This window comes from Halalkalibacter lacteus (assembly GCF_036663595.1).
Taxonomy (GTDB): domain Bacteria; phylum Bacillota; class Bacilli; order Bacillales; family Bacillaceae_D; genus Halalkalibacter; species Halalkalibacter lacteus.
The window spans coordinates 1-12,439 of record NZ_JAWRVL010000053.1; the positions used below are offsets into that span (position 1 = coordinate 1).

The window sequence follows — 12,439 nt, forward strand, 5'->3', positions numbered from 1 at the left end:
GGAGAAGAAAGGTTGCTTTCTTCATGGAAGTGAGAAGCTCCCACTTCAAGCGTAGCTAAGTGGTGAGTAGTTCACTAGGCGAAGTCCTTGTTTTTAATTCTTTTTAACTATTTTGTAATATTATTATCCCCCCACTCTAAACAACTAATCCACCTTAAACGATCACCTGTTTTTGCTGGATGTCGTTTAAGGTGATCTATTGAATAGATTTCTTCCCTATCCTAACTCACTGTTTTTTTTCTGTCTTTTTTAATTACTGCTTTATTATTTTGCTTTTCAAAGTCTTGATTAAGTGCTTTTATCAAACCATAGCACATGATTAAGGCAATGAATGTTAGTGGTAACGCACTAACAATGATAGCTGTTTGTAAACCAGCTAATCCCCCTGAAGCCATCAATACCACGGTAGAGGCTACTAGGATGACGCCCCATGTGACCTTTACTTTGTTTGGAGGGTTTAACCTTCCGCCAGTCGTCTGCATCCCTAAAACAAAAGTTGCTGAGTCTGCTGAAGTAACAAAAAAGGTTATGATAAGGACCACCGTCAGAATTGAAAGTATTATTCCTAAAGGAAATTGTTGGTAAACATAGAATAAAGTGGTTTCAATTCCTTGTCCAGATACGTTTAAGCCCTCGATAAATTCTAAATAGATGCCTGTTCCACCAAAAACAGTAAACCATAGAGCGCAAACAAGGGATGGAATGAGGAGAACAGTCACGGTAAACTCTCGTATTGTGCGACCTTTTGAAACACGGGCAATAAACATACCGACAAACGGAGTCCAGGAAACCCACCATGCCCAATAAAAGATTGTCCAACCTTGTGTCCAAGCTGCTTCTTCGGCATCAAAAGGAGACAACCGCAATCCCATTAATGCTACATTTTGTACATAACTGCCTAATGTTGATGTAAACATATTAAGCAGGTATAAAGTAGGACCAAGAACAAGCATTGTAATAAATAGTAAAACGGCAATTGACATATTTACATTACTTAAATATTTGATTCCTCTTGAAATACCTGTATTTGCTGAAATGATGAAGATCACTGATATGATAGCAATAATCATGATTTGTACCATAAAGTTATTAGGAATGCCTACAAGATATTCTAATCCGGCATTGACTTGCTGTGATCCTAACCCTAGAGAGGCTGCTACCCCAAACAAAGTCGCAAAAACAGCCACCACATCGATCGTTTGACCGAGAGGACCTTTCACCTTTTCACCAAATACAGGATAGAGCGTGGCGCTCATTAAACCTGGTGCATTTTTTCTAAACTTTTGATAAGCAAAGGCTAATCCTACGATTGCATAGATGGCCCAAGCATGTAATCCCCAATGAAGCCATGTATACCGCATACCCAGAATAGCGGATTGCTCTGTACTTCCATCTCCTAAAGGAGGGGTAGTAAAATGAGCAATTGGTTCAGAGACACCATAGAATAGGAGACCTATTCCCATTCCGGCAGAAAATAACATTGCAAACCAAGTGGGACGGCTGTACTCGGGTTTAGAATCAGGCATACCAAGTTTTATTTTCCCATATTTGCTGAAAATCATAAAAAAGGAAAATATAAGGAAAAAAGTAGCGACTAACTGATAAAACCAACCAAATGACTCAAGAATAAAACTTTGAGCGAATGTCATTGCAGCAGCAAACTGTTTAGGTATAAGCACACCAATTAATAAAAAAATAGCAGCTATACCTACTGAAATTGTGAAAGTCGACCTATCACTACGTTCCAAAACACATCACTTCCTTTTCAGATTTTCTCTTAAAATTTATTCTTATGGTTCTTTAAATCTTCTATAAGAGTGAACATCAACATTTGTTCCATGTTCACTCTCCTCTCTCATATTAAAAAAACTAACTTTTTAAAGAAGGGTTTGACACGTATAACTTTAGTACAACGTGTCAAACCAGATTGATTATTCGACTTTCATACCTATTGACTCTAATACAAAATTGTAAAATTTAGTAACGTGTTGTTCAATCGGTACTAAAATTCCGCCATTCTTGTATGCTCTTGATCCCATGTTTTCTTGACACCACTCGCACGCATCAAAATCTTGCATATTCACACGATGGAACAATTCAACAGCATCTACTAGATCAAAATCTGATTTTTCCATTTCTTCTGGATCAAATAACCATTCACAAATTACTTTAGATTTATCCGGACTAATTGGAATGATACGATGAACAATGACATGATCTGGTGTTAAATTAATAAATACAAGTGGAAGAATCGTTATGCCATAATATAAACGATCATCTTCTGTAAGTAAGCCTTTTAACATCGGCCGGCTACCTTTACCGCTTATTGAGAAAGCTTCTAGCTCATCATTAAACTTGGCTCCTCCACCGACTGAATTTTGAGTACCAATACCTGAACGGAATTCCGGAAGAGTCGCTGTTAATTCAGGATGAATAGAAGAACAATGATAACATTCTTGGAAATTTTCCACGATGAGTTTCCAATTTGCTGCTACCTCGTACTCTTTACGATGAGCGACTTTTAAATCTTGAATTTGATATCTACTGAATGTAGCAAGCTCGCCAAAACGGTCAATTATTTGCGTATCTAATTGTTGTTCAACCGGTAGTGGGTTTTCTGCTAGGCTCAGCCAAATCATTCCATGCCATATTCGAAGGTGCACAGGCTCTAAGCCATAGTTTTCATTGTTAACCAACTCATCACGGCACTCACTTGTATTTGGAACTCCAAGCAAAGAACCATCAAGACCATAACTCCAAGAATGGTATGGACAGCGAATAACTCCCGTTTTGCCGCAAGGGTCACTACAAAGTGTCGCTCCACGATGACGACATGCATTTATGAACGCACGAAGCACATTGTCTTTTCCTCTAACAATTAGAATATTTTCGTTCTGCACCTTTGTTGTAATGTACTGGCCCGGCTTCCCTACCTCATATTCAAAGCCAACTAAAATCCATGTTTTAGCGAAAATTTGCTCTTTTTCTAGTTCAAAGATTTCCGGAGATGTATACAGCTCTCCTTTCAATGTTTCCTTTAATTTCCCTTTATCACTTACTGTTGTCTGATTCATTACCATCTGTCTTCCTCCTTTATCCACTTGGCAAGGGTCAAATAGACCATTTATGAGATGATTCACTTAAAAATCACTGATGTACAAAACGCTGTGGGCAGAATAAATCTATTGGATGACTGGTTTGCCCATTAATAACTAAGTCTGCTAAAACCTCTCCTACAACACTTGCAAACTTAAATCCATGCCCGGAAAATCCAGCTGCGACCGTTACTTGCGGGTGAGCCGGGTGAGCAGAAATGACAAAATGCTCATCAGGTGTGTTCGTATACATACAAGTTTTCCCTTGTAAAAAACGACCATTTAACTTTGGAATGCCTTGGGCAAGATAGTTTCTCATCATTTCTACTTCATCGTCATACACGTTTCGGTCAATGGTGTCTGGGGTACAAGGTTTTCCCTTACGGAAGAAGGCGACTTTTGCTCCTTCAGCTCCTAGTGCTGAAGAAGGAAAACCATATAATTGCACATTATCTTCTGCTTCCCATATATAAATCGGCTGTTTTCCAACACGGAAGGGTTCTATTCCTCCAGTTGGCTCAAAGAACATTTGAATATGACGTTCTACTTCTAAACTTACACCTAAGTCGTTCAATAGCTGAGGTGCCCAAGCTCCTGCAGAAATGATTATTTTTCCTGCTTCATACGTTCCGTTAGCTGTCACAACACGTACACCTTCACCAGAAGGATGGGCTTCCCAGGATTGAACAGCTTCAAAGAATCGTAGGTCAGCTCCGTGTTTTTCCGCTTGAAGAAGATGACTATAGACACTTAATTCCGGCCTGACAAATCCAGCCTTTTCTTCATATAAGGCTATGGTATTATCAGTAGGGTTAAATAACGGGAAACGTCCACGAATATCATTTGCCTCCAACACCTCATAAGCAAGATTCCACTGCTTTGCACTTTCAATGCTCCCAGATACCGTTAAGCTATCAGGAGGACCCATCATTAATCCGCCTGTTACCGTCAAAATCTCTTCTCCACTTTCTCTTTCAATCTCGTCCCATAATTCATAGGCGCGAAGCAATAAGGGAACATAAGCAGGATCTTCAAAATAAGATTGTCGAATAATCCTTGAGCCGCCATGACTCGACCCTTGATCATGTGCCGGACCAAACTGTTCAAGCCCAAGTACCCGTTGACCTCTCTTCGCTAATTGATAAGCAGCCGTACTCCCCATTGCTCCTAAACCGATGATAATGACATCATAAATTTTCGACATAGGACACCTCCTGTTTTCCCATTTTGTTATTAGACAGTCACAACAGATTCTCTGATGATTTTTGCAGTGTAACGCTCTCCAAAGTATTCAATACTTAATTCCTTGCTTGCTTTTACAGCTTCAGGTAATACCAATACATGTACAACCCCTTTGCCGAGATGATATGCATATCCAGCACTTGTGACAAAACCAACCGCCGTATCTTCATCAAATACAGGTTCATACCCCATTACAACCATTGAAGGGTCATTCAGTTCTAATGTAATTGCCAGAAGTTTCGGTCCCCCATCCTTACGTTCAAGCAACGCTTCTTTTCCAATGAAAGTTTGTTTGTTAAGGTCAACCATATGATGAAGCCCTACTTCATATGGGCTATGCTCACTCCAAAAGTCTTTACCACTTCTTAACTTAAGTGATTCGATTCGAAGATTTTCAAGTGCACGGTCTCCAACGGCAATGAGCTGATATGGTTGTCCGGATTCAACTAATTGATCCCATAATTGCAATCCTTGATCGAAAGTCGTAAATAACTCCCATCCTTCTGTACCAAGATAGGAATCATAAACAGCTAATACGGTAACATTTCCAATAAACAATTCTTTGGCTTGTCCAGGCTGCCATACCTTTGATGTAAAGGCTTCAGGAGCAAGAGATTGCATCACGTCGTTTGCCTTTGGACCGATTACACCAAGACCGCATATTCCAGCTGTTAAATCTTGAATCATTACTCGGCTTGATGTTGGTAATTGTCTTTTGATCCAACTAGCTTCAACCGCTCCCGTACAAAGAACAAGGAAGGTGGAAACGCCTGTACGAATCACTCTTATTTCATCTTTTATTCCTGCTAATTCATGCAGCATTAACGTATTCGTTACTTGACCAACTGAAATATCAATATTACTTGTTGTCAGTTGTTGTAAAAATTCAACTGCTTCTTCACCGCTGATTTCGAGTCGCTTTTTGGTAGCTGTCATATCATAAAGTCCAACATATTTCTTTGTATGTAGGTGTTCAGCCTCGATTGTTGGTGACCAATACTCAGCTGCCCATCCTTTATGCTCCAAGATGTTTTTTTTATACATGGCAACAAGCGAATCATTTTCTCCATACCATTGTGGCTGTTCCCAGCCAGATCTTTCGTTAAAGTAAGCCCTCAATGATTTTTGACGCAGATAATAAGGGCTCACACGCATGTCGCGTGATGTTACTGGCGTCACGAACGGATGATGGATATCATATATTTTTTCAAAATTTTCCATGGAACGCTTTTTATAATAAGATGGAGTTAGTGCGTATGTGTCAAAACGATTAATATCACATAACTCCAAATCAAGGGTTGGTACTCCATTAATAATCCATTCAGCCATTGCTTTCCCAACACCTGCAGAATGGGTTACCCATATAGCTTCTGCCACCCAAAATCCACGTACGTTCTGCGACTCCCCAAGCAGTGGCATTCCATCAGGCGTAAACGAGAAGATGCCGTTGATTCCTCTTTTTAAACCTGCTTGTGTTAATGCAGGGAACAGTTTAAGTGAATCTTGCCATGGTTTTTCAAAATCTTCCGGTGTAAATGGCTTTACAGATGGCATTTCTTTCGTTTCGCCATATTTGGTAATTTCACGAATCTCAACAGGCAATGGACGATGTTGATAAGAGCCAATTCCCAAACCTTTGAACACTTGACGATAATACATAGCACGATCTTGATCACGGATAAGAGGAGCTGTTACTTCTTCTGTTTCGTCAGCTAATTCCTGTAAATCATTCGTAAACACATATTGATGTGCCAGTGGTTGAAGAGGAATCGTCACACCTGCCATCTCCCCAATACGAGGTCCCCAAAACCCGGCACAGCAAATAACGATATCAGCTTCAAATCTTCCAGCCGTTGTTTCAACAGCTTTTATTTGGCTGTCTACAACATCAATGTCGGTTACTTCTGTGTGACTATAAAATACCGCGCCTTGAGATATAGAAAATTCAGCCATTTTTTCATTAGCACGAAGCGGTTTGGCTATTCCATCTGACGGTACATATAGTCCGCCATAAATATTTTCCGAATTGATGAGTGAACACTTTTCCTCACATTCTTCCGGTGAAAGAATAAATGATTCCATTCCCCACGATGCAGCTAACCCTGCCTTACGTTTCAAATCCTCTAACCGTTCGGGACTACTAGCCACTTCAATACTTCCAACAGAATGAAAAGATGGTTTTTCGTCAGAGCTTAACTCTTTAAAACATTCAACTGTTTGATTAGCCAAGGTTGTTAATAGCTTTGAAGAATTAAGTTGAAACACAAGTCCAGGGGCATGAGATGTCGACCCCCCTGTTTCAAATAATGGTCCTTGCTCAATGACCGTAATGTTTCGTTGACCCATTTTGCTTAAATAGTAGGCAGTGCTGCATCCAACAACACCAGCTCCAATGATGATAATTTTCTTTTGATCCATAACGCGGCATCCCTCTCCCTCTTGCTTATTACAAAAATTAATTTGTTGAGGGCAATTATAACTTCCATACTCAGAAAATTTAAATAATTTTCGTCAGAAAATATAACACATAATTTTCAAGCTCTTTTTTCCTAATTGTTCGTAAAATGACCCTTTTTTTTCTTGTATAGCTAAAATAAACAGCAATTTCACAGGAATAACGAACTTTTTTTGGAATGGAATTATCTATAAGTTAACTTAGCTTTTTTTGGTTTGATGGAGTGAGCAGGAAAAATTAGTTGGTTGATCATGAATTTGTATCTAAGGATCAAAACGTAATTATGCCAATATGAGCTTCTGTAGAGTGGATCCTTTGCCGAAATAGACAAACACGCATGCTACTATTCAACTCAGTTCTTCCATAGTATATTTTTTTTAACTATATGATTTCAAAGTGCGTACTTATTTTTTGTAAACATCTCACCTACACTGAAACCGTATCAACTAAACTAAATTATTAAGGAGTAAACAATTTATGGAACTTCAGTTAGCGTTAGATCTTGTAAACATTCCAGAAGCAAAAGAACTAGTAAAAGAGGTTCAGAAGCATATTGATGTTGTAGAAATTGGAACACCTGGCTGATTTAAAAATTATGGACGCTGGTGCTTATGAAGTGATGAAGGCATCCTTAGCCAGCGCTGATATTATTACTGTACTAGGGGCAACTGATGATGCAACGATAAAAGGTGCAATAGAAGAAGCTAAAAAACAGGGACACAAATTCTTGTTAACATGATTAATGTGAAAGACCTTGAACAGCGTGCCAAAGAAGTTGATGAACTTGGTGTTGACTATATTTGTGTACACACAGGCTATGACCTACAAGCAACTGGTGAAGATCCTTTTGAGCAACTTCAGACAATTAAACGTGTCGTAAAAAATGCAAAAACAGCAGTAGCAGGTGGCATTAAGCTAAACACACTTCCGGAAGTTGTACACATTCAACCTGATCTTGTCATTGTAGGCGGAGGTATAACCGGCCAAGAAGATAAGCTTGCGTACCAAATAATGATCTATCTGACAAATTGGTAAAAGTCTGGATTAATAGTTCAAATTAAAGTGAAAGTAATTTTCTTATTACATTGGGGATTATTTTACATTTGATGGTGTCATTTACTTTTGGCGATGAGAATGAAGGAAATGAGGGATCTTGAATGTTTAAAAGGCTATTTTCCAACGAAAGGACATTAGAGAAAATTGTATACCTCCCCCCATTAAAAACGACCTATTTAAATTCTAATAATGCACTACATTTTTTGTCGATTCTAATTGATTTGCGTGTAGAAAATATCAAAATCGGTATTCGTAACTATTCAATGACTTATTGGGACAAATTAGATATTACAACTTGCATAGCAGAAGAAAAGAAAAGTGTGCTTTTGAATAATATAGAGTTAAATTTGGAAGCAGACACTCACGATATAGATTTCCAGTGGAAGGATGAAGTAACTTTTATGTTATCCATATATAATAAAAGGATTGCTGGGATTGTTGGAGTCATTCTCATTGGTGAAATCCCTATCAATAAGAAGCCACTTCTCATTTCTAGCTCCAAGGCCAATACAGCGGACTGAAAATAAGTTATTTTATTAAATATCTCTTATAGTCTTACTTTAAATCATAAGTCCAAACATTCTTTAAAGGCAATCCTTTTTCTGTCCTTGCAGTTCAGGGTGTTCTCCCAAATAATCTCTTAGTATCAATTCATTTCTTTCATAGAACTCATTGTTGTAAGGAATTACGTGTACGTTGTGAGTCCATCCCATTTGTGTATTTACAAAATAAATATCTATTACTCATACCAGTCTGAATGTAGATAGGCTGCTGAATCAAAATAAATTTATAATAGGCTAAATCTTTCAAAGGTGAAACTCCGATTATAAAACATGGTAGATATTGTCGACGACTAATTTTATTGCGAATATTCTTAATATTAATACTTTTTTGCCGCAAGCTATAACACATATTTTTTTCATATCTATCCTAAACGATACTGATTTTACTGCGTTTTTAAACAATAATTAACGGTATTAATTCGCAAATAACATAGTCTTTGAAATTTCTGGTGTTCTAATAAAGAGTTATCAATTGTCTATAGGGCAAAATTAAAGATCATATTAATCTAAAAAATAGCTATTAAGGTTCGACAAAATAATATACCAAAGAGAAAAACAAAAGTCGTACTAAAGCGACGGATTTCATTTCGCACTTTTTAAATTTTTTCTAACAGTATACTTTTAGTTACTATATGATATTAAAGTGCGTACTTACTTTATTGAAAGATTTAACCTAGAATAAGTTATAGAAACATGATAATAAAAATTTAAATGAGGAGTGAAGAAGATATGAAACTTCAATTAGCATTGGATCTTGTCAATATTCCGGAGGCAAAGGAAGTAGTAAATGAGGTACAGGAGCACGTTGACATTGTAGAAATTGGTACACCAGTTGTCATTAATGAAGGGCTTAGAGCTGTAAAAGAAATCAAAGAAGCATTTCCTTCTTTACAAGTATTAGCTGATTTAAAAATCATGGATGCAGGTGCATATGAAGTGATGAAGGCATCTGAAGCTGGTGCTGATATTATTACTGTGCTTGGAGCAACTGATGATGCAACAATCAAAGGGGCAGTGGAAGAAGCTAAAAAACAAGGGACACAAATTCTTGTCGATATGATTAATGTAAAAGACTTAGAACAGCGTGCATATGAAGTGGATGCACTTGGTGTGGATTATATTTGCGTTCACACAGGCTATGATCTTCAAGCAGCTGGAGAAAACCCTTTTGAACAGCTTCAAGCCATTAAACGTGTCGTAAAGAATGCAAAAACAGCAGTAGCAGGTGGGATTAAATTAGACACACTTCCAGAAGTGGTACAATCACAGCCTGATCTTGTGATTGTAGGCGGTGGTATTACAGGCCAAGAAGATAAAAAGGCAGTTGCTGCTCAAATGCAAAGATTAATTAAACAAGAAACTTTTGCATGAGAAGAGGAATATCATTATGCAGACAACTCAATATGTCACTGAAATCATAAAAGAGTTAAATCGTACCGCTGACTTACTAACTAATGAAGAAGCTGAGAAATTGGTAGACCATGTCCTTGAATCAAAGAAAATTTTTGTGGCTGGTGCAGGGCGATCTGGATTTATGGCTAAGTCCTTTGCAATGCGAATGATGCATATGGGGTTAGATACTTATGTAGTAGGCGAATCTGTCACTCCTAACTTAGAAAAGGACGACATTTTGATTATTGGATCCGGATCAGGAGAAACGAAAAGTTTAATATCGATGGCTGAAAAAGCAAAAAACTTAGGTGCAACCGTAGCGCTTGTGACCATTTTCCCTGAATCAACGATTGGAAAAGTAGCCGATATTTCTATTAAATTACCTGCCAAATCTAAGACCGAAACAGACAGTGAATTTAACACCATACAGCCAATGGGATCATTATTTGAACAAACGCTCCTATTATTCTTTGATGCCATTATATTAAGAGTTATGGAGAAAAAGGGATTGAATTCCGAAACTATGTTTGGCAGACATGCCAATCTTGAGTAGAAAAAGAAATTTTGGTTAGATACTTAGATGAAGTAATAAGTAATCTGTCAAACCATATAGAATAATTTTCCATTTAAGAAGCAAGAAATAAAAAATTAAAGATCTCGTTTCTTAAAGTTAAGGCTGCTACAATTTGAAACAGCATCATGATTTAACATATAATATAATCCTAATTACGATAATGATCCTTATAAAAAGGCTCCGGACTTAATAAAAAATCCGGAGCCTTTTCAATGCAACATAATAGTTTCGTATATTTATATATATCTAATCTCCTGCTTTAAAATCACTTTTGAGAAGTCCCATAACATGCTGTTTATTTTTTCACTTGATAAATTCAATTTCTTCTACTCTTTGTTTCATAACAGTCTCCATATGGTGTTTTCCCCATTCGTACATAGAATCAAGAATCGGCATCAGAGTTTTTCCTTTTTCACTAAGTGAATATTCCACTTTAGGTGGAACAACGGGATAAACTTTACGCTCAACAATGAAGTCTTTTTCCAACTCTCGCAACTGATTAGCAAGCATTTTTGGGGTAATATCTGGGATAACAGACTTCAGTTCACTGAATCGTTTCGTTCCCTCTTTACCCAAGTACCATAAAATAGGCAATTTCCATTTACCTCCGATAATAGAAAGTGTTAACTCCTTTTCACAGTTAAACATCTTATCACAAGTATTATACCCCATGTGTTTCCCTCCTAGGAAATAACTAACAATATGTCTTTCTCGAAACTACTATTTATAAATTCATTTTAAATTGTTTTTTTTAATTACATTTCAATTATGTCAGAATTCCTTACGTAAATTTATAAATCTGTCAGGGAGTATGAAGAAGGAGTACAAAAATAAATCTATATAATAGGAAGAAACTCGTCAAAAAATTAGCATCTGGCGGTGAGCAGATGCATTTTCATCTCCCCGTGATGTGGTTTTTATTAGCTTCTTTAATCTTTTTTAATTGCCTATAGATTATTCAGAAACAATTTTAACGGTTGTTTGTAACTGAATTTCTATATTATCTCGAGTTGCTCGGCTAATCATACAGGAGTTTTCTGCTTTCTCAGCAAGTTTATGTGCCAATCTTTCATCTCGGTCGGAGGCATTTTGTTTCAATACAATTTCAGGACGATGGATAATTTTCTTATACCTGACAACTCCCACAGCTAAAGCAGTGGGGTTCTAGGATACCGTGGATACACTGTATCTAGCACACTTCTCAAAGGTACCCTTCTCTTTCCTTGCGGAAAGAGTTTCTACCAAAGCACTGATGTACTTTCTCCTAGAACATTAACGGACGTATTGCGTAGAGCAAGGCACTTCTCTCAACAAGCCTAGAAAGACTCTTGATGTGCTTATCGTTCCGACTTCTCTTGGGCGTTATCACGACCAATCAGGTTTGTGTTTATGCGACAAACCAACGCAACGTTTTACTTGATAATTGTTTTAGTCTTTCAATTTCACAATTATGCAGTTCAATAAATTCATACCATCGTGCATTACATGAATCCACATCAACGGAATCGAGAGTTTCATTCGTGTTTCCTATCAAAAAAGCGCTATATAAATCACGTTGGATGTAGAACCCTCCAAAATCATTCCAACGGTCTGAAAGTTGTTTTTTGTTGTATTCTCCAGTTAAATGATTAAATTGACTTGCTTTTGTTGCATAAGTATCAATCTTCTTTATTGACCGTCCTTGATAACCAAGTTTTCGGTTTATAATTGTGAGCAGCATTGCAGGAGCACGGTTGGAGATTGATTTCCCGAACCGTTTTTTGCGATTGATTTTACCATTCACCTTATTGCGAGTAGTATTTTTCGCACGTTTTTGCAGAGATTGAAACCGCATGGTTTCTACTCGTACATCAGAACCTAGAGACAAAATATCGTTCGCTAATTTTTCGTGCGACATTTTTCGTTGAACAGTTATTTTTCGATATATTTCTTTGCGTTTATGAGGCAAATTCTCGTATCGTTTCGAGTAGGTCCAAGTTACTTTTCCGTAAGCCCGAATTATAAAAAATAAGCGCACCTTACCGGTACGCATGACAAATAGCCGTATATCACGACTTTTTTA

General features: G+C 37.4%; 9 protein-coding genes and 2 pseudogenes. 4 read left to right on the forward strand and 7 right to left on the reverse strand.

Annotated elements, in window-relative coordinates:
- Positions 1-221: 221 nt before the first annotated feature.
- From SAZ04_RS20840 to SAZ04_RS20855, 4 genes are all read right to left on the reverse strand, one after another.
- Positions 222-1,748, reverse strand: a complete 1,527-nt coding sequence (locus tag SAZ04_RS20840) for a glycine betaine uptake BCCT transporter (protein WP_332699153.1) — start codon at positions 1,746-1,748, stop codon at positions 222-224.
- 183 nt (positions 1,749-1,931) lie between these two features.
- The gene (locus SAZ04_RS20845) at positions 1,932-3,080 is read right to left on the reverse strand and encodes an aromatic ring-hydroxylating oxygenase subunit alpha (RefSeq protein ID WP_332699156.1); all 1,149 of its coding nucleotides are present in this window, start codon (positions 3,078-3,080) and stop codon (positions 1,932-1,934) included.
- A gap of 67 nt (positions 3,081-3,147) precedes the next feature.
- Complete coding sequence (gene solA, locus SAZ04_RS20850; protein ID WP_332699159.1) at positions 3,148-4,299, reverse strand: N-methyl-L-tryptophan oxidase; 1,152 nt, start codon at positions 4,297-4,299, stop codon at positions 3,148-3,150.
- 29 nt (positions 4,300-4,328) lie between these two features.
- On the reverse strand, positions 4,329-6,755 hold the full coding sequence (locus SAZ04_RS20855) for a GcvT family protein (protein ID WP_332699161.1): 2,427 nt from the start codon (positions 6,753-6,755) through the stop codon (positions 4,329-4,331).
- Positions 6,756-7,269: 514 nt separating this feature from the next.
- Between SAZ04_RS20855 and SAZ04_RS20860 the strand changes: the two are divergent.
- The 4 genes and pseudogenes from SAZ04_RS20860 to hxlB all read left to right on the forward strand — a co-directional run bounded on the left by SAZ04_RS20860 (position 7,270) and on the right by hxlB (position 10,356).
- A pseudogene (locus SAZ04_RS20860) lies at positions 7,270-7,827 on the forward strand (orotidine 5'-phosphate decarboxylase / HUMPS family protein).
- Between the two features lie 122 nt (positions 7,828-7,949).
- On the forward strand, positions 7,950-8,369 hold the full coding sequence (locus SAZ04_RS20865) for a hypothetical protein (protein ID WP_332699162.1): 420 nt from the start codon (positions 7,950-7,952) through the stop codon (positions 8,367-8,369).
- 771 nt (positions 8,370-9,140) lie between these two features.
- Entirely contained in the window at positions 9,141-9,782 is a 642-nt protein-coding gene (gene hxlA, locus SAZ04_RS20870; protein WP_332699164.1) for a 3-hexulose-6-phosphate synthase, read from the forward strand.
- 16 nt (positions 9,783-9,798) lie between these two features.
- The gene (gene hxlB / locus SAZ04_RS20875) at positions 9,799-10,356 is read left to right on the forward strand and encodes a 6-phospho-3-hexuloisomerase (RefSeq protein WP_332699166.1); all 558 of its coding nucleotides are present in this window, start codon (positions 9,799-9,801) and stop codon (positions 10,354-10,356) included.
- A gap of 324 nt (positions 10,357-10,680) precedes the next feature.
- On the opposite strand, the gene SAZ04_RS20880 is transcribed toward hxlB, so the two are convergent.
- The 3 genes and pseudogenes from SAZ04_RS20880 to SAZ04_RS20885 form a co-directional block, all read right to left on the reverse strand.
- Positions 10,681-11,049 (reverse strand): winged helix-turn-helix transcriptional regulator, encoded by a 369-nt coding sequence (locus SAZ04_RS20880; protein ID WP_332699169.1) that lies wholly within the window; start codon positions 11,047-11,049, stop codon positions 10,681-10,683.
- Between the two features lie 282 nt (positions 11,050-11,331).
- Positions 11,332-11,520: pseudogene (locus SAZ04_RS23600) on the reverse strand (hypothetical protein); the annotation flags it as partial.
- A gap of 244 nt (positions 11,521-11,764) precedes the next feature.
- Positions 11,765-12,211: a hypothetical protein gene (locus SAZ04_RS20885; protein WP_332699172.1), complete on the reverse strand. Its 447-nt coding sequence runs from the start codon at positions 12,209-12,211 to the stop codon at positions 11,765-11,767.
- Between the last annotated feature and the right edge of the window lie 228 nt (positions 12,212-12,439).

What these genes read in the sequence shown, in the direction of transcription:
- SAZ04_RS20880 (WP_332699169.1), bottom strand. Translation starts at nt 11,049, where the DNA reads ATGGGGTATAATACTTGTGATAAGATGTTTAACTGTGAAAAGGAGTTA.
- SAZ04_RS20845 (WP_332699156.1), bottom strand. Translation starts at nt 3,080, where the DNA reads ATGGTAATGAATCAGACAACAGTAAGTGATAAAGGGAAATTAAAGGAA.
- hxlA (WP_332699164.1), top strand. Translation starts at nt 9,141, where the DNA reads ATGAAACTTCAATTAGCATTGGATCTTGTCAATATTCCGGAGGCAAAG.
- hxlB (WP_332699166.1), top strand. Translation starts at nt 9,799, where the DNA reads ATGCAGACAACTCAATATGTCACTGAAATCATAAAAGAGTTAAATCGT.
- solA (WP_332699159.1), bottom strand. Translation starts at nt 4,299, where the DNA reads ATGTCGAAAATTTATGATGTCATTATCATCGGTTTAGGAGCAATGGGG.
- SAZ04_RS20865 (WP_332699162.1), top strand. Translation starts at nt 7,950, where the DNA reads ATGTTTAAAAGGCTATTTTCCAACGAAAGGACATTAGAGAAAATTGTA.
- SAZ04_RS20885 (WP_332699172.1), bottom strand. Translation starts at nt 12,211, where the DNA reads ATGCGGTTTCAATCTCTGCAAAAACGTGCGAAAAATACTACTCGCAAT.
- SAZ04_RS20855 (WP_332699161.1), bottom strand. Translation starts at nt 6,755, where the DNA reads ATGGATCAAAAGAAAATTATCATCATTGGAGCTGGTGTTGTTGGATGC.